Here is a 22,576-nt window from a genome sequence, read left to right as displayed (position 1 = left end):
GGCTGAGCGCCCAAAGCGCCCAGCCAGTCAAGCATCAGACCTTGGCCGTGGTCATGAAGCTGTCGTAACGCCACTCGGAAAAGCGGCTCCACAGGATCTGGTCGCGCTGGAAGGCGCGCATATCCTGGTGGATCTTCTTGAACTCGGGCGACTTGGCTTCGTGTGCGGCAAACACTTCCTTGGCGGCCTTGAAGCCGGCTTCCATCACGTCCTTGCCAAAAGGCATGAGCTTGGTGCCGGCGCCCACCAGGCGCTTGAGGGCCAAGGGGTTTTCGGCGTCGTACTTGGCGGTCATGTCGCGCGCGGCCACGGCACCAGCGGCACGCACGATGGCCTTGTTCTCGGCCGACAACGCGGCAAATGCCTTCTTGCTGATGAAGAACTCCAGCTCGGCACCGCCTTCCCACCAACCGGGGTAGTAGTAAAAAGGCGCCACCTTGTGGAAGCCCAACTTCTCGTCGTCGAAGGGGCCCACAAACTCGGTCGCGTCCAGCGTGCCTTTTTCCAGCGCCTGGTACACCTCGCCGGCAGGCATGTTTTGCGCCACCACGCCCAGCTTGGCCATGGTTTCACCGAACAGGCCACCGCCCAGGCGCATTTTCAGGCCCTTGAGGTCGGCCACGGTCTTGATCTGCTTGCGGTACCAGCCGCCCATTTGCGTGCCGGTGTTGCCCGCGCTCATCGAGATGATGTTGAACTTGGCGTAGAACTCGTCCATGAGCTTGCGACCGTTGCCATGCTCCATCCACGCGTCCATGTGGCGGGCGGTCAGGCCAAACGGCACGGCGCATCCGAAGGCAAAAATCGGGTCTTTACCGGTGAAGTAATAGGGTGCGGTCTGCGCCATTTCCAGGGTGTCGTTCTGCACCGCGTCCACCACGCCAAAGGCCGGCACCAGCTCGCCCGCAGCGTGCACCGACACCTCGAACTTACCGCCCGACAAGGCCTTGACGGTTTCGGAGAACTTCTCGGCCGAACCAAAAATGGTGGGCAGCGACTTGGGGAAACTCGACGCCATGCGCCAACGCACGGCGGCCTGGGCGTGCACGGCGGGGGCAACGCCTGCGGACAACACACCGGCCACGCCAGCGTGCTTGATCAGGGAACGACGATCCATGGAAACTCAACTCCTCGGGTGGTTGTCAATGGGTGCGCGCCGGTTGGAGCCGGCGAGGCACCTAGGGAAAACGGGAATTGACGACCATACCAGATATATTCAATTACCTTACTGAAAGATGCTTGCGCCGTACGCCAACAACTCCTTGGGGGCAAAATGCCAGAATGCAGCAGCTTAGCGTCATCCCCCCTGATCAACTCTATTCGTTTGCAAAGCAAGCTGGTTTACTGGCAATCCCCTCTGAACCTCCACCCTGCATAGAGTCGCACCAGATACCAGCAGCCGACGTACTAGACCATACAGGCGCCACCCATACCCTGCCTAGTTTTAAGCTTTCCACAACCACCAGCTTCCAACTCAAGATTCCACAAGCACTTGTCTGGGGCACAAACCTCGGCATCATCTTCGATGGCCACATGCTTCCGGGTGGTTTTAGTCATCAGCACGTTTGGGCCGAAGATGGGCGAGGCGGCAACAACTTGAGCGGCAGCCTCCAACTTCCCAACGGCCCGTTCATTGATACGCCTTTCCCGTCTGCACAGATGATGGGCTTCAGCTCACACTGGGGACACTTTTTCACCGATTGCCTGGACAGAATGTTGGCCTCAAATCGGGCGGGCCAGCTTCACATACCGATGGTGACCGACAGCAAGGGACCATGCGACCCAGCCATGCACATCTTGTCTGCCACAGGACACATTGACCAACCGATTGAAGTTTGGCCACTGCAGAAACACGCCTTCTACCGTTTCAAGGAGCTGAGACTGCACAGCTTGACCTCACAAAAGCCCGCCGCGCCTGTAGGCAGCCTGCTGGCGTTGCGAGCACAGTTGAGCAAACAGCCACAGAAGCGCCAACCGACCAACAAGGTGCTTTTTGTGGGCCGCGAAGACGTGACGGTGAGAAAGGTACTGGGGCAGGCCGCATTGCAGGAGGCGCTACACCGTCGAAAGCTCGCTGACGTGGTCCATCCAGAACGGATCGGCCCCGATCAAAGCATGTCACTCTTCCGGAATTGCACAAAAATCCTCATGCCCATCGGCTCGGCGAAGTTCAACCTGACCTTTTGCGAGCCCGGCACTCAAATCGTTTGCATCGCGCCACGCAATTACGCCGAAGGCAATGGCGGCGTCGGCCAGATGCTCAGACACATGTGCGCAAGCCTCGACCTCCGCCTGCGTTTCTATGCCTGCCGTTCAACACCCAGCCAAGGACCCCGCTCGCACATGCTGCTACATAACGATCTACTGATCGACAGCGCAGACATCGACCCTATGCTCTCGCTGTTTGAGGACTGAAGACGCGAAAACAAAGAGCGCCCTCATATGATGATTGCTCCCGACCAATATGCCTGAGTCCATGACGAAGATGCATTTCAGCCTACCTGGCGTCGCGTCAGACCGAGCGCGCCCCGAAGACCCAGTTCCGGGATGGAGGGCGCAACTCCAGACATCAACACCCGAAACACTGATCAAGTTGCTGATCGAAATTGCTGCCTGGGCCCAGCAACACCCACAATCGGCAGAGGCATGGACCCTGCTCGGGGATACCTACCTGCACATCAAACAGCCCTACGCTGCTGAAAAAGCGTTCGCCACTGCCTTGGGCATTTCACCCAAGCACGCCCCGGCGCGCGAAGGTCTCGGGCTGGTCTTGATACAAACGACCAGATGGGCCGAAGCAATCAAGCATCTCGGCATTGCCCATCAACTCGATAGAGCCAGCACCGAAACCCTCGTTCATTGGGGACTGGCTCTGCTTGGTTCCGGCAATCTCAAAGCAGCCCATAACCGATTCCAGATGGCGCTAGAGCGGGACGCGAACAACGCCCACGCTTGGCTAAACCTCGGGCTCGTCGATACCCATCGCGGCGCCTGGTTGAACGCAATTGAACATTTTGAAAAGGCGCTGGCTATAAAGCCGGATTTCGCGGAGGCACTCCACAACCTCGCGCTGGCTTGTCGCCATACAGGCAACGTGGCTCAATCCATTCAAGCCACCATCAGGTTAACTGAACTTCACAGCCACCATGCTGCCCACTGGGTGCTGCTCGCGGAGCTGTACCTGAATACAGGGGCGCTTGAGCTAGCACAGAACGCCATCCAGCGAGCCCTCGAAACCGATCCAGGGAACCCTGACATCTATGTCACTCAAGCCGCACTGTACTCAGCCCGCCGCGAGTTCAGCGACGCAGAAGGCGTACTGAAAACAGCCTTAGCACTCACGCGCGAGAACCCCAACGCCCGGCTTGAAATGGGGCACCTGCACCTGTTGCAAAAACGCTTTGACACAGGATGGGACTTGCACGAGGCCCGCAGACACATTGCCGAAAGTCCAGTGCGCCACTTTCCACAACCCGAATGGACAGGGGAGCAGCTCACCGACCGGACAGTGCTGGTGCACGCAGAACAAGGGCTGGGTGACACCATCATGTTCGCCCATTGCCTGCCCGATTTACTGCAAATCGCCGGCCACGTGGTCATTGAGGTCTCGACACGGCTGGCGCCACTGTTCGCGCGCTCTTTCCCGCAGGCCACCGTTGTTGGCCGCGACCCCCAGGCCGCCAACTTGGATTGGCTAGACCAACTGGCCACCCGCATCGATTGCCAGGTCGCGATTGGGAGCCTGCCCCGGTATTTCAGGCGAAATGCAACCCAGTTTGTGCCACACGCCGGCTACCTTCAGGCCGACAGTGCCCGCGTTGCGCGATGGCGCGAGAGGCTTGCTCGCTTTCGCCGACCGGTGATCGGCGTTGCATGGCGCGGGGGCTTGCCCCAGACAGGCCGAGAGCAGCGCTCCTTGTCACTTGACAGTTTGGGACCGCTCATGCGGAACAGCCCAGCACAATGGCTCAGCCTGCAGTATGGCGAGTCTGCCGCGCAAGAAGTGGCAGACCTCGCGCAACAAGGTATTGATCTGCCGCACTGGCCAGAAACGCTTGCAAATCAAGACGAAGTTGCCGCACTCACTTGCGCCCTGGATGCAGTGGTGACCGTTTGCAGCACACAAGCTCATCTCACCGGCGCCATCGGGCGCCCCGGCTGGGTGTTGACGCCCTTCAGCCCCAATTGGCGCTATGGCGCGGAGGGCGAGAGTATGCCGTGGTATCCCTCACTGAAGCTGTTGCGCCAAACAAGCCCAGGCGACTGGACGGCCCCACTCACAACGCTGCGCCAGACCTTCGCTACTTGAACGCTCCGCTCGCAACAACCAAGTGCACCCCATGTTGAAGCAACTGCTTGGCAAACTCATCACGCGGCCGCCTCGGCATTGGACCGAAACAGAAATCCGCGATTTGATCGCTGCGGGTGACTTCGACAAAGCACGAAACGCGAGCGAGGCGCTGCACCCCGACACGCCCGACATCAAGCAAGTGCAGATGTGTTTGAAGGCGGAAATCGCCTTTCGCACCCATGACGATGCCTCCGCTGAGGCGTTCTACAGCCAGGTGCTGAAGCAGGCTCCAGGCTTCTCGGATGCACATCATGGACTGTCGCTGCTGATGCACTCGCGCGGCGAATACGAAAGCGCGTTTCAACATGCGCTGTTCGCCAGCAACGCCGCACCCACGGAGTCTCGATACTTGGCCCAGCTTGGCCTCTGTCACATCTGCTTGGGCAACTTTGCTCAGGCAGAAGAGTCGCTGCAACGCGCGTTGCGCCAAGCACCCAATGACAAGGCCTCGTGGAACAACCTGGGCATCGCCTTGTTGTCCAAAGGACGCAACACTGAGGCCCGAGCCTGCTTTATCAACGCGCTCAAGCTAGACCCCGAGTTCAACCAGGCTCTGCAAAATCTGGCGCAACTGAATACCGACACCGCCCCCTCCGTCCAAGCAGGCGACCCCAGCCTCACTGACCCAGGTGACGCACTAGAGGACAGGACGAGCCCCAAAGGCCTGGCGATCGACCCCACGCAGCCACCACAACCCTGGCATGACGAATGGCGTCGCATCGCCTCTGTCCCGTGGGGTCCCGGTTCAGACGAGGTGATTTCAGCTACAGAAACCCTGCTGTTGAACCATGCTGATGACGCCGAATTGGCGGTACTCGCTAATCGCCTCTACCGCAGAAGAGGCGACGCTGATAGCGGGCTGGCGGTCCTGCACGCATTTTTGATCCACCATCCCGACAGCGCCGTGGCCCACGAGGGCATGGGCAACGCCCTGCTTGAACGTCCCGACTACCCTGGTGCAGAGAGACACCTTAAGCGGGCGCTGGAGTTGGGATCTCGCCACCAGGATGTACTGCAGGCTTTGCGAAGCGCCTTGATGAAACAGGGCCGATTTGCAGAAGCGCTTCCCATAGCGCAGGAATGTCAGGCGCGGTGGCCATCCGACATCAACTTGGCGCTGCTCGCCCTGGCCTACAACCACAATTGCGACTATGCGGAGGCTATTACGTGCTTCGATGAGTTGGAAGCCAAAGACTTGGTGTCGCGACTGGGTGTCAAGTCGGCCTATGCGCTTTGCCTGTCGTACACCGGTCGGGTAAAGGAAGCACTAGCCATTTTTGACGAGCAAATTGGCCTACTCGGTAACACAGGCCAACTGCGACTCGCGAAAGCAGCCATGCATTTGTTGACCGAGGATTTTGGCGCTGGGTGGGACGGCTATCGACACCGCCAGCTGGGGCTGAGCAACTACCGTGTTTTGCCCGTGCCGGAATGGCAAGGCGAGGATTTGAAAGGCAAAACCATTGTCGTGCTGGCTGAACAAGGCCTAGGCGATCAAGTGATGTTCGCTTCGTGCCTGCCCGACCTGCTCGCACGCAAGCCCGCTCGCGTGGTGCTGGAAGCAATCAGCCGCGTAGCACCGACCCTGGCCCGCTCCTTTCCCGAATGCGAAGTAATTGGATCGAGGCAAGATTCAAAACTGGAATGGTTGCGGGACATTGAAAATGTGGACTGCTTCGTGCCGCTTGGGGATCTCCCCAGGCATTTCCGACGGACCATAGACAGCTTTCCTCGCCAGCCCTACCTCAAACCCGATTCCGCCCGGGTGCGCCACTGGCGGAGTCGGCTCGAACGCCTGGGGGCCGGTCCTTATTTCGGCACATCATGGCGCGGAGGCACCGAACCCACCCGTAGCGCGATACGCACACTGTCTCCATCGCTCTTGAAGCCGTTGACCTGCGCCCTGCCTTCTCAGTGGGTCAGCTTGCAATACGGTGATGTGCGCGAAGAACTGGCGCTGGCCCAACAAGCAGGCATCACTTTGACTCACTGGTCGTCCGCAATAGCCGATCTGGATGAGTTTGCTGCGCTGATTGCTGCGCTGGACGGCGTTTTTACGGTCTGCAACACCACCGTTCATTACGCTGGCGCTGTTGGCCAAAAAACCTGGGTACTGGCGCCCACGGTACCTGAGTGGCGTTATGGTTTGACCAACCGCAACATGCCCTGGTACCCCCATGTGCAAGTGCTACGGCAACCCAAGCCCCACGACTGGGAAACACTGGTGGCACAAGCCGCCTTGTGCTTGGTGGACGAATATCGCCCACTTCTAGTCACGTAAAGTGACAAATTTTGTCAAAATCGCCGCATCAAGTCCCCGTTTGAGGGTATACGCCGGAGCTTTAGGGTGGCATGACTCTTGCAAAAACTGATCCGCTGAGCGCTGTGCGCACAGCGTCAGCACTTGCCCTCAACTTTGATCAAAGGAAACCCATGAAATCCATCCAGCAAGGTTTCACGCTCATCGAACTGATGATCGTGGTCGCCATCATCGGCATCTTGGCTGCCGTGGCCCTGCCCGCCTACCAAGACTACACGATCCGTGCCCGATCGACCGAGTTGCTACTCGCGGCATCGGGAGCCAAAACCGCCATTACCGAGGCATGCCAACTTCAGAATAACTGCTCACTTCCGGCGAATACACAGAACGCAATCTCCGCTCAAATGGGGCTCACCAATTTGGTTGCAGCAGCAGCCGTTTCTGCAAGTGGAGTAATTACTATTGCAGGAACAACAGCAATTGGCACGACTGCATTGACAGTCGTCATGACTCCCTCGTGGAACGGCACCACCGCCGTTTGGTCGTGCACAGGCACACCGTTGAAATACATGCCCGCGTCGTGCCGCGGCTGAACGACGTGCCGAGCCATTGAACAGGGGGCCTTGCGCCCCCTTTTTTATATGAAAATTTTTTCATTCTTCAAAACCGCCCAAGCTACAGACTTGAAAGCGGTTGCGCGCTCACTGGCCGATGATCTTGCCAAGCGGTACCCACCGGAATTGGACAACACCCCTGGAAAACAGGTATCTATCAGTCGGCTCACACGCATCATGGAGGATCTGTGCCAACGGGTGGTTGAATTCCAAGCAACCCATAAACTGGGTTGGATCAAGAAGGCAAAACTGGCCAACCATGTGAAGTGGGAGCTCAAAGAACGCGGGTACACCAAAAAATTCACAGACTTCGCCACCGAGGCGATTGTTGTCCACTTGAACAAGTAACGGGACCATCTGAAGGGCGCCAGTCAAAAACACCCGACTCAATCCCGGCGACATTAGGCAGTTTTGATCAAAACCCGTGGCAATGGCAGGTGTACACACAAGCCACCGCAAATCACCATCCGGACCAACCCAACCAATCGGCCATGAACTTCAACATTTGCTACATGGGCCCAGAATGGCTCTTTCATCTGCGCAGGGATTTCATCCTATGCCTCAAATACGCACTGGAAGATTTGGGCCACCAAGCGAATATTTCACCTGCTGCACTTGATCGAAATGGCGTCAACCTTGTGATTGGCGCCTACTTCCTTTCCAAGGAAAACCTACAAACCATTGCGCGCTCCGGCTACCGCTACATCAACATCAACACCGAAATTATTGATCAAGACATGTTGAACTACAATCCACAAAAAGTGGATTTCCTCGGCGCATATCTCCCATTTATGGAAGATGCCGTTGCCAGATGGGATGTGGTTCTTGACAACATCCCCCAGTACGAAAAATACGAATGTTCAGCCCACTTCCTTCGATGGGGCCACCATCCAAAACTAAGGGATATTGAGCACCGCTCAAACAAAGATCTGGACTTCTATTTCTTTGGCATGCTCTCGCCGCGAAGAAAAACCATACTGGACAGTCTGACTCAAGCCGGGCTTCGTGGAACTGCAGATCACAGCTGCCCCTATTTTCTAAGAAATGATCGAATTGCCAGGGCCAAGGTACAGCTCAATCTCATACAAGATGACAGATACACCCACGTCAATTCATTTCGAATTTGTTATCTGGCCAACAACAGCTGCCACATTCTCTCAGAAAACGAAACCGACCCGGCAAATTATTTAGATTACACAGAAATCATTACATCAAATAATTTATTTGAGAGGCTGCACGCGGCCTTGGTTAACGACCGCTGGCGCGAATGCGGGCTGGCGGCGGCGGCGGCCTTTGAAAAACAAAAAATGACCGACCTGATGGCATCGCTGCTTGACACCACCGGGCCCATATAACGCTACGAGACTGGACGGATTAATTTTGATCCACCCGCAGGGTGCTCGCTTTCTCTTCCTCCCACTCTGTTGAGTAGGCACATTCTGCAAACTCATTGAAGTACGGCCCCCCCAGCGTGAAGTGCACATTGCTCATGCCTTCGGCGTGCGGCTCGTAGCCCACCAAGTGGTTCCAGGCTTTGGGCAGTTCGCCAATGAGGGTGTCATCGTCCAGCCATTTGAACTGGTGCAACTCCAACCCGCTCGCGGTGTTGACGTAGTCGGGCGTTAGCGCCTTGCAACGGGCGTTGTTGAACAGCATCACACTGCTCCAGTTCTTTTTGCCATAGGCAGTTTGCGGCTGATTGAGGAACTTGACCGTTTCGTTGGGCTGGTGGTCGTGCTGCACGCACATCACGGCGTAGCGCTCGTCGCGCAGGGCCCACAGCTTGGCGATGTCGTCCAGCACGAGCATGTCGCAATCCATGAACAGCGACCAGCCTTCATAGCCACTGAGGTATGGCGTGAGAAAGCGCGAGAAAGAGAACTCGGTGCTTTGCAGCGGATTGCGCTCGCGCCACATCAACCCTTGCAAGTTGTTGAGCGCCAACGGAACAAAGCTCACAGGTTGGCTCGATCGCGCCAGGATGCTGTGCGTGAGCACGTGCCATGCAACGGTTTCGCGGGGGTCGTAGCCAATGAAGATGCGGATCATGTTGCGCTGGGGGTGGACGTTTGGGATTCGGTGCGCGGCGCGGGGAATTCGGCAAACACCCGCTTGAGGTGAGGCGAACGAAACAGGCTGGTGATGATCACCAGATCAATGAGCGCACAACTGGCCAGAAACAACTCAGGCCATGGCAGCCAGTAGCTGGAATTCCACAGGTACCACGCCACGTAGATGAGGTGCATGGCGGCGGTGGCAGCACCCAAGTGGCGGGCCAGTGGCCAGAGCCGGCGCACCAAGCCGCCAGCTTGGGGCACCCTGCGCACACACAACACGGCCATGAGCAGTGCGGGCACTTCGATGGCAATGACGATCCAGCTGAAATCCGAGCCAAAAAGAATATAGGCCTCTTTGGAGCGTCGCGCGATGACGGTGACCAGCAACATCAACACCCAGTGCCGGGCCAGAAAGACCAGCGCCAACCAGATTTCAGCCGGTATGCGCAAGACGCCATGCTGGTTGACGTCTAACAATCTTTCATCAAGTTGGGCCATGCTGCACTATAGCGCGCGGCCTCTGCCGTGCCAGCGCCCGGCCCGTGACATCCGTCGATATCGTTGCACGGCACCGCAACATGAAAACTGAACTGGATGTGTGTCTGGGAAAAACTGGCACACCGGTGGGCAAACTCGTGTTTGTACGAAGTGGGCCTCGGGTAGGTCGTCACCGCCGTTGCCGGTCAGACACAAGCATGGTAAGGTGATACTTCGAGATACCCCCATGGAGTCCCCATGACCGCTGCTGCCGTTCGCCCCGTGGCGATCAAGATCGACGAGGAAACCAAGGCCCGCGTGAAGCGCCTGGCCGAGGCGCGGCATCGCACGCCGCATTGGCTGATGCGCGAGGCGATCACCCAGTACGTGGATCGCGAGGAAAAACGGGAGGCGTTCCGCCAGGACACGCTCAAGGCCTGGGAAGCGTACCGCACCACCGGGCTGCATGTCACCGCCGATGAGGCCGATGCCTGGCTTGCCCAACTCGAACAAGGCAACGACACCGAACCGCCTGCATGCCACGTCTGATCTGGTCGCCTCTGGCGCTGCTCAATGTGCAGCGCCTCTATCGTTTTTGGTCGCCCAAGAACCCTGACGCCGCCAAGAGGGCAGTGAAGGCCATTCGCCAGGGCGTCAAAGCGCTGGAACTTCAGCCCGGCATTGGCCGCCCGATTGAGGACATGCCGGACGAATTCCGGGAGTGGATCATCGACTTCGGCGACAGCGGCTATGTGGCCCGCTACCGCGTTGGCCCGGACGCGGTCGTCATCCTCGCGGTGCGCCATCAGAAAGAGGTGGGCTACTGATGGGCCGCGAACTCCGGCAGAAACCATCCACACGCTTCGAAGAAAATTGAGTCAACGCGCCGCACTAAACTGGGGGCCATTTTTGTTGGTCATTCACCCCCCTTTATGTAAAGGTAACTCACTGTGACACCCATCCAAACCATCGGCATCATCGGCGCCGGCACCATGGGCAACGGCATTGCGCAGGCTTGCGCCACGTCGGGCCTGCACGTCGTGATGGTCGACATCAACGAAGCGGCGGTGCAAAAGGGCATTGCCACCGTGTCGGGCAGTCTGGACCGACTGATCAAGAAAGACAAGTTGACCGCCGCCGAAAAGGACGCGGCGCTGGCACGCATCAAAGGCAGCACCAGCTACGACGACCTCAAAGGTGCCCAACTGGTGATCGAGGCAGCCACCGAAAACGAAGCGCTGAAAGTCAAGATCCTGCAGCAACTCGACACCATGCTGCCGGCCAACACCATTGTGGCCACCAACACCAGCTCGATTTCCATCACCAAGCTGGCCGCTACCACGCAGCGGGCCGACCGCTTCATTGGCATGCACTTTTTCAACCCGGTTCCCATGATGGCGCTGGTGGAGATCATCCGTGGCCTGCAAACCAGCGACGCCACGCACGATGCGGTGAAGGCCCTGGCAGAAGCCCTGGGCAAAACACCGATCACGGTGAAAAACGCACCCGGTTTTGTGGTCAACCGCATCCTGGTGCCCATGATCAACGAGGCGTTTTTTGTGCTGGCCGAGGGCCTGGCCACACCGGAAGACATTGATGCCGGCATGAAGCTGGGCTGCAACCAGCCGATTGGCCCGCTGGCCCTGGCCGACATGATTGGCCTGGACGTGTGCCTGGCGGTGATGAACGTTTACATGGCCGAGTACAACGACAGCAAATACCGCCCGGCGCCGCTGCTCAAAGAGATGGTGGCAGCCGGCTGGCTGGGCCGCAAAACGGGGCGTGGGGTGTACAGCTACTGATCACCGCCCCCACACCAGCCACCCCACCGCCACCCCCGTGTGCACCAGCATGCCCGGCGCCAGCGCCAGGGCGTAGCGCCAACCGCCGGTCAGGCCGGCGTTCACACATTTGCTGGCGGCGTGCACCACCAGGGCCAGGGCAATGGTGGTTTCGGGGTGCTGGCCATCGCCAGGCAAGGTGGCCGCCATCACAGCGGCCACCGCGCTGTGCAATTCGGCCAATGACGCCAGCAAAGTGCCAGCCAACATGCCCTTGGGGCCCAGCCACAGGCTCAGACCGTAGACAGCCGCCTGTATGCCGGTCAGCAACGCGGCAATCAGTGCGGCGGCGCGCAGGCTGAACATGCGCACATCGCCAGCGGCTGGCGCATCGCCTGCAGGCGCCAGCTGGGCACCGCGCACCAACCAAGCCCCCCACAGCAGCGCCACCAGGGCACCGGCCAGCGACGGCCACAGCAACACCGGCAACCACGCCGCCTGCACGGCGGCCGTCACCAGCAGCAGCTGCAACAAGGTGGCCACACACGAGATCAAAGCGGCGCCGGCCATGGCCCCGGGCTGACCACGCCCTTCGCGCACGGCCATGCCCAGCGTGGCCACGGTGGCGGTGCTGGACACAAAACCCGACGCCAAGGACGACAGCGCCAGCGCCTGCCGCGCCGCCAGCAGCCGCCGGCTCAGGTGGGCCAGCGATTGCAGGGCCAGCAACAGGGCCAGCAGCTGCCCAATCACCTGAGGGTTGAGCACCGGCCCCCAAAGTGGCCGGTTGGGCAACAAGGGCAGACCGATCAGCACCACGGTCAGCAAGATGATGCCGTCGCGCATTTCACCCGGCGTCAGCCATTCGGTGGCGAAGCGGTGCAAGGTCTCGCGCTCGGTGAGCAGAGCCGTGAGCACCACCGCCAGCCCAGCCGCCAGCGGTAGGCTGACCACACACAACACGCCAATGAGGTAGGTAAGGAACAGCGCCACCTCGGTGGTGACGCCGGGGTCGTCGGTGCGGTTGCGCAGGTAGGCCACCACCGCCAGCCCCACCACCAACAGCGCCCCCACCGCCACCAGCGCATGCTGCCCCGACAACATGGCCGCCGCACCGCTGACGCTGGTCAGCGCAAAAGTCCGCAGCCCCGCCAGTGGCCGACGCGGCCCACGCAGCTTGCGCCGCTCGCGGTCCAGGCCCACCAGCAGGCCGCAGCCCAGGGCCGTGGCCAGCACGGCCAGCATCGAAGGAGATAGGACACTCTCGTTCACGTGCGGCGGCGGTGGGCCATCAATCGGTGTGATCAGGCAACTGACCCAACATGGCCTGAACAGCCTGCACGACCAATGGCAGGTGACGATCAATCACTTGCTTGACCGCCACTGGATCGATGTCGCCCAGGTAGTTGTGCACCAGAATGTTCCTGAACCCACTGATCGAACGCCATGGGATGTCGGGATACCGATCTTTCATTGCGATCGGCAACTGTTGCGTGGCCTCCGACAAGGTCTGCAAGTTGCGCAAGCTTGCGTCGTACAGCACCTGGTCGGTGGTCAAATCGCCGCGCAGCTGGATGTTTCGGATGCGATCGGCGGCATCAAGAATGTGTTGCGCGTAGGGCTGCCAAGATTTGCTCACAGCTCGACCGCCTCTTGCTCTACGTGGGCGCGGATGTGTCGACTGAGTTCATGTTCGGGAATCACTTCCACACGACGGTCCAGCAAATCCGACAGGCCATCGGCCAGCGGCAGACGCTGCAACAACAAGTCGTACCCACGCGGCAAGTCCACCAGAAAATCGATATCGCTGTCGAGCTGCTCCTCCCGCCGAGCCACCGAACCAAACACCCGCACGCGCTGCACGCCATGGCGGCGGCACAGCTGCCGAATTTCCTGGCGGCGAGCAAGCAGTTCGTCAAGCAACATGGGACGCTCCTTTGGAAGGAATTCTGGACCCTATGGCCTCAGGTGGCCACAAAACTGCCGCTTTTGCCGCCGTGTTTCTCCAGCAAGCGCACGTCCGACATCACCATGCCCTTGTCGGCCGCCTTGCACATGTCGTAGATGGTGAGCAGGGCCACCTGCACGGCGGTGAGGGCCTCCATTTCCACGCCGGTGGGGCCCACGGTTTCGGCGGTGGCGGTGCACAACACCGCGTGCTGTTCGGCCAGCACCTCAAAGTCCACCGCCACGCGGGTGAGCGCAATCGGGTGGCACAGCGGAATGAGTTCGCTGGTGCGTTTGGCGCCCTGTATGCCGGCAATGCGCGCAATGCCCAGCACGTCGCCCTTCTTGGCGGTGCCTGCGGTCACCAGCGCCAGCGTGGCCGGCAGCATGGTGATGCGGCCTTGCGCCACAGCCACGCGCCGGGTGTGTGCTTTGGCGCCCACGTCCACCATGTGGGCTTGGCCCTGGGCATCGAAGTGGGTCAGGGGTGACGAAGTCTGGCTCATGCTTTTACGAAACCTTTACGGGAACGCGGCATCATACGGCGCATGTTCAAGTCCCTCGCAGGCCGGCGCCGCGCCGCCCTGATCCCCCTGGCTGCGGCGCTCCTCCTGCAGCCCATCGCCCCTCTGCAAGCACAGGTGAACCGCCTGCCGCGCGACACGCCCAACCTGCCCCACCTGGGCGACGGGCAAACCATGTCGCTGAGTGCCGAACGGCGGCTGGGCGACCACATGGCACGCGCCATCTTCCGCGACCCCGACTACCTCGACGACCCGGTGCTGGGCGACTACCTGGCTTCGCTGTGGCGCCCGCTGATCGAGGCGGCGCAACGGCGCGGCGAACTGTCACCCGAGATGGCCGAACGCTTCGCCTGGCGCCTGATGATTTCGCGCGACAACACGGTGAACGCCTTTGCCATGCCAGGCGGCAACCTGGGCGTGCACCTGGGCCTGATCGCCATGACGGCCAACGCCGACGAACTGGCCTCGGTGCTGGCGCACGAACTCACCCACGTCACACAACGCCACATCGCCCGCAACATCGACAAACAATCCCAGCAAGCCCCGCTGTTGCTGGCCGGCATGCTGCTGGGCATTCTGGCGGCCAGTGCGGCCAACAACGCCGATATCGGCGGCGCGGCCATTGCCGGTGGGCAAGCGCTGGCGGTGCAAAACCAGCTCAACTTTTCGCGCGACATGGAGCGCGAAGCCGACCGCGTGGGTTTTGGTGTCATGCGCGATGCCGGTTTTGAGGGCCAGGGCTTTGTGACCATGTTCGAGCGGCTGCAGCAGTCGGCCCGGCTCAACGACGACGGCGGTTTTCCCTACCTGCGCAGCCACCCGCTGACCACCGAACGCATGGCCGACATGCGCGCCCGCCTGCCCATGCACGACCACGCCAGCCACCGTGGCCAGCCCCACGGCCACAGCACCTCGCCCCACAACGCCTGGATGCACGCGCTCATGGCGGCCCGTGCGCGTGTGCTGGCCGAGGCCGGCGCCGACCGCCAGCGCGTGCGGCCCGACGAGCACCAGGCCACGGCAACAACCGGCGATGGCCCGACACGCGCTGCCCGCCACTACGCCACCGCGCTGGCCGCCCTGAAGCAGCGCAACCTGAACACCGCCATCAACGCCACCGAGGCCCTGCTCCAGCAACCTGGCCTGGACGCCAGCGCCCTGCCGGTGGCAGAAGCACTGGCGGTGGAGGTGCTGCTGCAAGCACCGGCGGACCAGCGCATCGGCGGCCAGCCGCTGCCCGCCTGGGCCGACCGCCTGGCCACACGCGGCACCCGCACCGGCTTGTTGATGGCGGCACAGGCAGCACGCGCTGGTGGCCAACCGGCCGCCATGGCCCGCGCCAGCGAACGCCTGCTGACCTGGGTGACCGAACGCCCCACCGACGCGCTGGCCTGGCAAACCCTGGCCACGTTGTACCGCGCACAAAACCAGGCCCTGCGCGCGGTGCGCGCCGATGCCGAGGCCCAGGTGGCCATGCTCGACTACCCCGGCGCCATTGACCGCTTCAAGTCCGCTCAAAACCTGGCACGCAGCCAACCGCAGGCCGACCACTTCGAGCTGTCCATCCTGGATGCGCGCACGCGCGAGATCATGCGGCTGCAGACCGACATCGAACGCGACGCCGCCGAGCAACGCGGCGGTCGTTGACGTCGGACGTGATGCAACGCAACAAAAACCCCACGGCATCACCAGGCTTTGTGCCTGACAGCAGAGCCATGGCAGAATCGCCTCTACCCGAAAGGGGAGTAGCGAGTCTGCAGCCGCCCAACCTGGGCTGAGCCGGCAGGCGGCGTCATCCGTCAATACGTGCGTGCCCGCAAGGCGCGCTCCGGATCCGCCAGGGACACAGCCACATTGCTGCGCTGAAGCCCCCGCGAGACCTTCTGGGTGTGTCACCACACTCAACCATTGAAGGTCTTTTTATGAGCACCGTAGCACCGGTCTGGCTTTGGCTTGTTTTCGTCGCGATCGTCATCGCTTCCCTGTTCGTCGATTTTGTCGTCCTAAAAAAGCAGGGCGCCCACGAGGTGGGCATGAAAGAGGCGCTGAACTGGTCGCTCCTCTGGGTGGCGCTGAGTTTCGTGTTCAACGGCCTGTTCTGGTGGGCCGTGCGCGACACCACCGGATCGGTCGCGGTGGCCAACGAAAAGTCGCTTGAATTTCTCACCGGCTACCTGATCGAGAAGTCGCTCGCGGTGGACAACATCTTTGTCTTCCTGATGATCTTCACCTACTTCGCGGTGCCGCCGGCCTTCCAGAAGCGGGTGCTCATGATCGGCATCATCGGCGCCATCGTGTTGCGCACCATCATGATCCTGGTGGGCGGCTGGCTGTTGTCGCAGTTCCACTGGATCCTGTACGTCTTCGGTGGCTTTCTGGTGCTCACCGGCATCAAGATGTGGTGGGCCGCCGACAAGGAAGGCACGCTGGACGACAACCCCGCTCTGCGCCTCTTGCGCCGCGTGATGCCGGTGAGCAAACACTACGACGGCGAGAAGTTCTGGACGGTGGAAAACGGCAAAAAAATCGCCACCCCGCTGATGATGGTGATTGCCCTGGTGGCCCTCACCGACGTGATCTTCGCGGTCGACTCCATCCCCGCCATCTTCGCCATCACGCAAGACCCGTTCATCGTGCTGACCAGCAACGTGTTCGCCATCCTGGGCCTGCGCGCCATGTACTTCCTGCTGGCGGCCGTGGCCGGCAAGTTCCACCTGCTCAACTACGGCCTGGCCGTCATCCTGGTCTTCATCGGCAGCAAGATGATGCTGATCGACGTCTTCAAGATCCCAGTGGCTGTGTCGCTGGGTGTGGTGGTCGGCATCCTGGCCATCACCATGCTGTGGAGCGTGAAGACCGCGCCGAACGCCCGGTAACAGGCCCCCAAGGGGCGAGCGGGCCTTGCTTGGGGCGGCCCGGCGCGGCGGCCCCATCCCGTTAAAGGCGCTGGCCGACAAGCCGGTTATCATCCGCCCCCCTATGGCCGGCATCCACATCACCGACATCGAAGCAGCGATCAACTTCTGGCGCGGGCGCAAGCCCTCGCCAGACGGTGTTTCGCTGGCGCCCGAAATCCGGGCGTTGGCCGAGGTCTATGCCTTGCTGGTGTTCCACCACGAGAGCGAGGCCGACGAGGACAGCATGCCACGCAAGGCGCATGCGGCCTGGAAAGCCTGGTACGACACCACGCCCGACACACCTTGCATCGCCATCTGCTCCACCAGCCAGGGTGACGATGTGTGCAAGGGCTGTGGCCGCAGCTTTGACGAGGTGCAGCACTGGCCGGCCATGACACCCGGCGAAAAACGCGCCACCTGGCGCCGCATCACGCTGGAAGCCAGTGCCTGGCGCTTCAACACCTACGCCGAACGCGCGGCAGAAGCCAACTCAGTCGGCGCCGACGAGTAGGGGCACACACTCCAGCGACACGCTGCGCTCGCCGTTGCCCAGGGTGAGCACGCCTTCGAGCACCGTGGCTTGCAGTTGCATGCTGCGCTCGGCCAAACCCGCCAACTCTTGCGACGACTCGGTGGGCACGCGCCACACCGCCAACTTGTCGGTGCGAGTGAGTTTGGTCTGTATGCCGCGCCACCAGATGTCGGCCGACGAGGCAAAGGCGTAAACGATCACACGGTCGGCCTTGCTGCAGGCCTTGAGGACGGGCTTGTCTTCGGGCTGGCCCACCTCGATCCACACGCGGGTGCGGCCGGTGAAGTCGCGCAGCCAGATGTCGGGATCGTCCGGGTCGCTCAAGCCGGCGCCGAAGGCCAGCGTGCCGTCGCCGTTGCACTCGGCCTGCAAGCGCCAGGCGTTGAGCGCCAGCGCCGCCAGGCGAATCATCATGCGTTCGTCGGTTTCGCTGGGGTGGCGGGCCAGGGTCAGCGCGTGGTCGGCGTAGTAGCCGTGGTCGATGTCGGCGATCTGCAGATGCGCCTTGAAGATGGTGGACTTGAGAGCCATGTGCCGAGCATACCTGTCATGGGCTGGCCTTCCAGCGGGCCAGCCAGTCGGCAGCCGGTTCGGGGCGGCCATGCAGGTAGCCCTGCAGCAACATCGGGCTGTTGCGTGACGCCAGGAAATCGGCGTGCGCCTGGGTTTCCACACCCTCCGCCACCACGCTCAGGCCCAGGTGGCCGGCCACGGCCAGCATGGTGTCCACCAGGGCGGCGTCGTCGGCGCTGTGTGGGGCGTCCTGCACAAAACTTTTGTCGATCTTGAGTTCGTGCAGGGGCAGGCGCTTGAGGTAACGCAGGGAGGAATACCCCGTGCCAAAGTCGTCCACTGAAAAATGGACCCCCAGATCGGCCAATGCGCGCATCTTGGCGGCCACCAGCTCCACATCGTCCACCACCAAGCCCTCGGTGACCTCCAGCGTCAGAAGACCTGCTTGCAGGCCATGTTCTGCCAACAACTGCTGCACCCGTGGCACAAAACCGGCTTCACGGAACTGGCGTGGGCTGACGTTGACGGACAAGCGCAACGCTCGGCCCTCCCGCACGGCATCGGCCATGCACACGCAGGCCTGGCCCAGCACCCAGTCGCCCAGGGCCACAATGAGGTCGCTTTCTTCGGCCAGCGCAATGAACACCCCGGGCGGCAGCAGCCCACGCGTGGGGTGCTGCCAGCGCACCAACGCCTCGGCGGCCACCACCTCCCCGTCCAGATCGACCTGCGACTGCAGGAACAGGCGCAACTCATCCGCCACCACCGCATGCCGCAGCTCGCGCTCCAGTTGGAAACGCTGTTGCACGGCACTGCCCATCTGGGTGTCGAAAAAGGCACTCTGGCGCCCTCCCCCGGCTTTGGCCCGGCGCAGGGCGGTGTCGGCGCGACGCAAGGCCTCCGCCGGCTCATCCTCCGGACCTTGAGGACACAGGGTGATGCCCAGGCTGGCGGTGATGGTCACGGCATCGGCCTCGCCGGCCAACACAAAGGGCTTGGCGAAAGCGCAGTGGATTTTTTCGGCCACGGTGAGGGCATGGCGGCTGGCGGTCTCGGCATCGGCCCCCAGTTCGTGAAACAGCAGCACGAACTCGTCGGCAGACAGGTGGGCGATGCCGTCCCCCGCGCGCAACAGGCTTTGCAGGCGTTGTCCAACGGCGCGCAACAGCTGGTCGCCCACCTCCTGGCCGCGGGCGTTGTTGACGTTTTGAAAGCGGTCGATGTTGATCACCATCACCGCCGCCATGCGGCCGTGGCGCAGGTTGAGCGCAAAGTCCAGTGCCAACCGCTCCAGCATCTGGCGGCGGTTGGGCATGCCGGTGAGGCTGTCGAAATGGGTCAGGTGGTGGATGCGCTGCTCCGCACTTTTCTGGGCCGACAGGTCTTGTCGCAGCGTGGCGTAGTGGCTGATGCGCCCGTCGGCCTGGCGTATCGGCATGACGATGGTGTAGGCCGGGTATTCGCTGCCGTCGGCCCGGCGCGACATGCGCTCCCCCACCCAGGTGTCGCCACGCCTGACCACCGTGTGTATCGCCTCATCGGCCAACGTGCTGTCTATGCCCAGCGCCTGCGGGCGCTGACCCAGCAAGGCCTCGCGCCGATAGCCACCCATGTGTTCGTAGGCGGCGTTGACGTAGTTCAGGCGCTGTTCGGCATCGACCATGGCGATGGAGATGGGACTTTGTTCGACCGCGAGGTAGAACTTGCGCAGTTCGACTTCGCGCGCCTCCAGGTCGCGGGCCAGCTGGTGTGCCTCGCCCAGGCGCTTGAGGTAGTCGCGGCGGGACAACAAGGTGGCCGCTGTGGTGACCAGCAAAACGCCGCCCAGGTAGGTGGCGTGCAACAGCTGGTTGCCAAAATACGGATCAGGAAACCAGCCCTTGGGATGGCCCCAGACGAACACCAAAAACAGGGCGCCCGTGGCCACCGCCAGCCAGCGGGTCGCCAGCGAGCCCAGAATCCACCCCGAAAACACAATCAGCACGGGGTAGTTGAGCATGCTGGGACCGCGCGCACCGCCGTTGCGCGCGGTGACCAGGGCCACCAAAATCCAGAACGCCCACACCATGAGGTAGGCGGCGGCCCGCTGCCTGCCCCCACGCAGCAGGGCCAGTGTGGTCAACCCCACCAGGCCCACCAGCACGTGCAGCCAGACGTGATCGGCTTTGGTGCCGCTCTCCAGCCCCAGCACCAGCGCGATCAGGAAACCGAGCACCACCATGACCTGCGCGGCGTGCCGAACCAGACGCGCCGTCAGGGCCTGGTCGTTCGCATCGGTGGTCGGTGGTAGGTGGGCGGCCATAAAGGATGATTTGCTGCCTGCATTGGGTTGTACCCCAAGGTCATGTATTTATCAATTCCGCATGGGGTGACAGATACAAAAAAAGCCACCTGGGAAGGTGGCTTTTTGGAACGGCATGCGGCCCGACCTCAGACCCGACGGGCCAGCGCGGCGGCTTGGCCCACGTAACTGCCTGGCGTCATGGCCAGCAGGCGTTGTTTTTCGGCCTCTGGAATGTCGAGGCTGCGGATGAGGCCGTGCAGCGCCTCGGCGGTCACGGTCTTGCCACGCGTGACTTCCTTGAGCTTTTCGTAGGCGCCCTGCACGCCGTAGCGGCGCATCACGGTCTGGATGGGTTCGGCCAGCACTTCCCATGACGCATCGAGGTCGTCGGCCAAGGCTTCCAGGTTGATCTCCAGCTTGTTCAAACCGGTCATGAGCGACTGGTAGGCCAACGCAGCGTACCCAAGCGCCACACCCATGTTGCGCAGCACGGTGGAGTCGGTCAGGTCGCGCTGCCAGCGGCTGATAGGGAGCTTTTCGCTCAGGTGCTTGAGCACCGCGTTGGCCAGCCCCAGGTTGCCTTCGGCGTTCTCGAAGTCGATGGGGTTGACCTTGTGTGGCATGGTGCTGGAGCCAATCTCGCCGGCCTTGAGCTTTTGCTTGAAGTAGCCCAGGCTCACGTAGCCCCAGATGTCGCGCGAGAGGTCGATCAGGATGGTGTTGGCGCGCGCGGTGGCGTCGAACAGCTCGGCCATGTAGTCGTGCGGCTCGATCTGGATGCTGTAGGGCTGGAAGGTCAGGCCCAGGCCCCAGCTAGCACCGGCCGGCACATCCTGCGGCTCGGGCGTTTCCACCACATTGCGCGAGAAGGCTTCCCAGTCGAACTCGGGCCAGGCGCTCAGGTGGGCGTTGTAGTTGCCCACGGCGCCGTTCATCTTGCCCATCAGCTTCACATCCGCGATGGCGGCACGCACCTTGTTCAGCCGCACCACCACGTTGGCGAACTCCTTGCCCACGGTGGTGGGGCTGGCGGTCTGGCCGTGGGTGCGGCTGAGCATGGGCACGTCGGCAAAGGCGTGGGCCATCTCGCGCAGCTTGGCAATCACCGCGTCCAGGCCAGGCAGCAGCACCTGGTTGCGCCCGGCCTTGAGCTGCAAGGCGTGGCTGGTGTTGTTGATGTCTTCGCTGGTACAGGCAAAGTGCACAAACTCCTGCACCGCCGCCAGTTCGGCCTTGAGGGCAGCCGGCAGCGCGGCGTCGGCAAAACGTGCCTTGATCCAGTACTCCACCGCCTTCACATCGTGGTTGGTGGTTTTTTCGATGTCCTTGATCGCCGCCGCATCGGCCTCATCGAAGCGCTGCACCAAGCCCAGCAGGTGGGCACGCGCCTCGCTCGACAGCGGCTTGAACTCGCTGAAGCCGGCGTCAGACAGCGCGATGAACCAGGCGATCTCGACCTGCACCCGACGGTGCATGTAGCCAAACTCGCTCATGAACGGGCGCAGGGCCGCCAGCTTGGGCGCGTAACGGCCGTCGAGCGGGGAGAGGGCGGTGAGTGCCGACAGGCCGGCGGCGGTTTGGGAAGGAACTTGCATCCCCGAATTGTAGGGAAGCCGGTGAATCGGTACACCGTCAGCATGGCGCAGGCGCCGCTGGCTAAAATGCCCTTCCCGTACCGTCACCTGTCCCCTCACATGAAACTCATTGGCGCCCTCACCAGCCCCTACGTGCGCAAAGTGCGCGTCGTCATGGCGGAGAAGAAGCTGGACTACCAGTTGGTGCTGGAGGACGTGTGGGCGGCCGACACCACCATCGCCCAGGCCAACCCGCTGGGCAAAGTGCCCTGCCTGGTGATGGACGGCGCCGAGGCCATTTTCGACTCGCGTGTCATCGTTGAATACCTCGACACCCTCTCGCCCGTGGGCAAACTCATCCCCACCACCGGTCGCGAGCGCACCGAAGTCAAAACCTGGGAAGCCCTGGCCGACGGCCTGATGGACGCCGCCATCCTGGCGCGCCTGGAAGCCACCTGGCCGCACCGCGAAGCGCAACAGCGCAGCGGCCTGTGGATCGAGCGCCAGATGCAAAAGGTGCACGGCGCGCTCAAGGCCATGGCCCACGGCCTGGGCGACAAAGCCTATTGCCACGGCATCCACCTGAGCCTGGCCGACGTCGCCGTGGGCTGCGCCCTGGGTTACCTCGACTTCCGCTTCCCCGAACTGGGCTGGCGCGCGGCGTACCCCAACCTGGCCAAGCTCGCCGACAAGCTGGCCCAGCGCCAGAGTTTCATCGATACCCTGCCGCCGCAATAACCGCCTCGGGGTGGCCCGGCGGCAAAA

At 61.9% G+C, this 22,576-nt stretch carries 23 protein-coding genes; 13 read left to right on the top strand and 10 right to left on the bottom strand.

Annotated features, from left to right (window positions below):
- Positions 1-34: 34 nt before the first annotated feature.
- Positions 35-1,117, bottom strand: coding sequence for a TRAP transporter substrate-binding protein (locus ACFQPB_RS01240; protein WP_382219128.1), 1,083 nt, complete (start codon positions 1,115-1,117; stop codon positions 35-37).
- A 164-nt stretch (positions 1,118-1,281) separates the two neighbouring features.
- Here ACFQPB_RS01240 and ACFQPB_RS01235 point away from each other — a divergent pair, with 164 nt between their 5' ends.
- From ACFQPB_RS01235 to ACFQPB_RS01210, 6 genes are all read left to right on the top strand, one after another.
- The gene (locus ACFQPB_RS01235) at positions 1,282-2,415 is read left to right on the top strand and encodes a glycosyltransferase family 61 protein (RefSeq protein ID WP_382219126.1); all 1,134 of its coding nucleotides are present in this window, start codon (positions 1,282-1,284) and stop codon (positions 2,413-2,415) included.
- 178 nt (positions 2,416-2,593) lie between these two features.
- Positions 2,594-4,309 (top strand): tetratricopeptide repeat protein, encoded by a 1,716-nt coding sequence (locus ACFQPB_RS01230; RefSeq protein WP_382219124.1) that lies wholly within the window; start codon positions 2,594-2,596, stop codon positions 4,307-4,309.
- 31 nt (positions 4,310-4,340) lie between these two features.
- Positions 4,341-6,632 (top strand): tetratricopeptide repeat protein, encoded by a 2,292-nt coding sequence (locus ACFQPB_RS01225; RefSeq protein ID WP_382219122.1) that lies wholly within the window; start codon positions 4,341-4,343, stop codon positions 6,630-6,632.
- A gap of 152 nt (positions 6,633-6,784) precedes the next feature.
- Positions 6,785-7,204: a pilin gene (locus ACFQPB_RS01220; RefSeq protein WP_382219121.1), complete on the top strand. Its 420-nt coding sequence runs from the start codon at positions 6,785-6,787 to the stop codon at positions 7,202-7,204.
- Positions 7,205-7,252: 48 nt separating this feature from the next.
- Positions 7,253-7,573, top strand: a complete 321-nt coding sequence (locus ACFQPB_RS01215) for a hypothetical protein (RefSeq protein WP_382219119.1) — start codon at positions 7,253-7,255, stop codon at positions 7,571-7,573.
- A 143-nt stretch (positions 7,574-7,716) separates the two neighbouring features.
- The gene (locus ACFQPB_RS01210; RefSeq protein ID WP_382219117.1) at positions 7,717-8,580 is read left to right on the top strand and encodes a hypothetical protein; all 864 of its coding nucleotides are present in this window, start codon (positions 7,717-7,719) and stop codon (positions 8,578-8,580) included.
- Positions 8,581-8,599: 19 nt separating this feature from the next.
- On the opposite strand, the gene ACFQPB_RS01205 is transcribed toward ACFQPB_RS01210, so the two are convergent.
- Both ACFQPB_RS01205 and ACFQPB_RS01200 read right to left on the bottom strand, forming a co-directional pair.
- Positions 8,600-9,274 (bottom strand): glycosyltransferase, encoded by a 675-nt coding sequence (locus tag ACFQPB_RS01205; protein ID WP_382219116.1) that lies wholly within the window; start codon positions 9,272-9,274, stop codon positions 8,600-8,602.
- On the bottom strand, positions 9,271-9,780 hold the full coding sequence (locus ACFQPB_RS01200; RefSeq protein ID WP_382219114.1) for a DUF2919 family protein: 510 nt from the start codon (positions 9,778-9,780) through the stop codon (positions 9,271-9,273). The genes ACFQPB_RS01205 and ACFQPB_RS01200 overlap by 4 nt, the downstream gene beginning before the upstream one ends.
- A gap of 237 nt (positions 9,781-10,017) precedes the next feature.
- Here ACFQPB_RS01200 and ACFQPB_RS01195 point away from each other — a divergent pair, with 237 nt between their 5' ends.
- The 3 genes from ACFQPB_RS01195 to ACFQPB_RS01185 all read left to right on the top strand — a co-directional run bounded on the left by ACFQPB_RS01195 (position 10,018) and on the right by ACFQPB_RS01185 (position 11,561).
- Positions 10,018-10,308 (top strand): CopG family ribbon-helix-helix protein, encoded by a 291-nt coding sequence (locus tag ACFQPB_RS01195; protein ID WP_382219113.1) that lies wholly within the window; start codon positions 10,018-10,020, stop codon positions 10,306-10,308.
- Positions 10,296-10,586, top strand: a complete 291-nt coding sequence (locus ACFQPB_RS01190) for a type II toxin-antitoxin system RelE/ParE family toxin (RefSeq protein ID WP_382219111.1) — start codon at positions 10,296-10,298, stop codon at positions 10,584-10,586. Before ACFQPB_RS01195 ends, ACFQPB_RS01190 begins: the two co-directional genes overlap by 13 nt.
- Positions 10,587-10,709: 123 nt before the next feature.
- Complete coding sequence (locus ACFQPB_RS01185) at positions 10,710-11,561, top strand: 3-hydroxybutyryl-CoA dehydrogenase (RefSeq protein WP_382219109.1); 852 nt, start codon at positions 10,710-10,712, stop codon at positions 11,559-11,561.
- On the opposite strand, the gene ACFQPB_RS01180 is transcribed toward ACFQPB_RS01185, so the two are convergent.
- The 4 genes from ACFQPB_RS01180 to moaC are packed head-to-tail and all read right to left on the bottom strand — an operon-like array spanning position 11,562 to position 13,993.
- Complete coding sequence (locus ACFQPB_RS01180) at positions 11,562-12,812, bottom strand: MgtC/SapB family protein (protein ID WP_382219107.1); 1,251 nt, start codon at positions 12,810-12,812, stop codon at positions 11,562-11,564. It lies immediately after the preceding gene.
- A gap of 19 nt (positions 12,813-12,831) precedes the next feature.
- A complete protein-coding gene (locus ACFQPB_RS01175) occupies positions 12,832-13,179 on the bottom strand; it encodes a HepT-like ribonuclease domain-containing protein (RefSeq protein WP_382219106.1) in 348 nt (115 codons plus the stop codon).
- Positions 13,176-13,466 (bottom strand): nucleotidyltransferase family protein, encoded by a 291-nt coding sequence (locus ACFQPB_RS01170; protein WP_382219104.1) that lies wholly within the window; start codon positions 13,464-13,466, stop codon positions 13,176-13,178. The genes ACFQPB_RS01175 and ACFQPB_RS01170 overlap by 4 nt, the downstream gene beginning before the upstream one ends.
- 38 nt (positions 13,467-13,504) lie before the next feature.
- Positions 13,505-13,993 (bottom strand): cyclic pyranopterin monophosphate synthase MoaC, encoded by a 489-nt coding sequence (moaC, locus tag ACFQPB_RS01165; protein WP_382219103.1) that lies wholly within the window; start codon positions 13,991-13,993, stop codon positions 13,505-13,507.
- 42 nt (positions 13,994-14,035) lie between these two features.
- Here moaC and ACFQPB_RS01160 point away from each other — a divergent pair, with 42 nt between their 5' ends.
- The 3 genes from ACFQPB_RS01160 (at position 14,036) to ACFQPB_RS01150 (ending at position 17,419) form a co-directional block, all read left to right on the top strand.
- Positions 14,036-15,658, top strand: coding sequence for a M48 family metalloprotease (locus ACFQPB_RS01160; RefSeq protein ID WP_382219101.1), 1,623 nt, complete (start codon positions 14,036-14,038; stop codon positions 15,656-15,658).
- 275 nt (positions 15,659-15,933) lie between these two features.
- Positions 15,934-16,887 carry a TerC family protein gene (locus tag ACFQPB_RS01155; protein ID WP_382200503.1) on the top strand — a complete coding sequence of 318 codons (954 nt, stop codon included), beginning with the start codon at positions 15,934-15,936 and terminating at the stop codon, positions 16,885-16,887.
- A gap of 103 nt (positions 16,888-16,990) precedes the next feature.
- Positions 16,991-17,419, top strand: coding sequence for a DUF3717 domain-containing protein (locus ACFQPB_RS01150; protein ID WP_382219099.1), 429 nt, complete (start codon positions 16,991-16,993; stop codon positions 17,417-17,419).
- On the opposite strand, the gene ACFQPB_RS01145 is transcribed toward ACFQPB_RS01150, so the two are convergent.
- From ACFQPB_RS01145 to purB, 3 genes are all read right to left on the bottom strand, one after another.
- Positions 17,399-17,971, bottom strand: coding sequence for a YaeQ family protein (locus ACFQPB_RS01145; protein ID WP_382219097.1), 573 nt, complete (start codon positions 17,969-17,971; stop codon positions 17,399-17,401). The two genes, ACFQPB_RS01150 and ACFQPB_RS01145, sit on opposite strands and share 21 nt — an antisense overlap.
- A gap of 16 nt (positions 17,972-17,987) precedes the next feature.
- Positions 17,988-20,255 (bottom strand): putative bifunctional diguanylate cyclase/phosphodiesterase, encoded by a 2,268-nt coding sequence (locus ACFQPB_RS01140; RefSeq protein WP_382219095.1) that lies wholly within the window; start codon positions 20,253-20,255, stop codon positions 17,988-17,990.
- Positions 20,256-20,383: 128 nt separating this feature from the next.
- Positions 20,384-21,832, bottom strand: coding sequence for an adenylosuccinate lyase (purB, locus tag ACFQPB_RS01135; protein WP_382219093.1), 1,449 nt, complete (start codon positions 21,830-21,832; stop codon positions 20,384-20,386).
- A 99-nt stretch (positions 21,833-21,931) separates the two neighbouring features.
- On the opposite strand from purB, the gene ACFQPB_RS01130 reads away from it, so the two are divergent.
- On the top strand, positions 21,932-22,549 hold the full coding sequence (locus ACFQPB_RS01130; protein WP_382200517.1) for a glutathione S-transferase N-terminal domain-containing protein: 618 nt from the start codon (positions 21,932-21,934) through the stop codon (positions 22,547-22,549).
- The last annotated feature ends 27 nt before the right edge of the window (positions 22,550-22,576 follow it).

It is taken from the genome of Hydrogenophaga atypica, from assembly GCF_042665215.1.
Taxonomy (GTDB): domain Bacteria; phylum Pseudomonadota; class Gammaproteobacteria; order Burkholderiales; family Burkholderiaceae_C; genus Hydrogenophaga; species Hydrogenophaga defluvii_A.
Note: the sequence above shows the minus strand (reverse complement) of the source record. Positions and strands in the feature narration are given on the sequence as shown.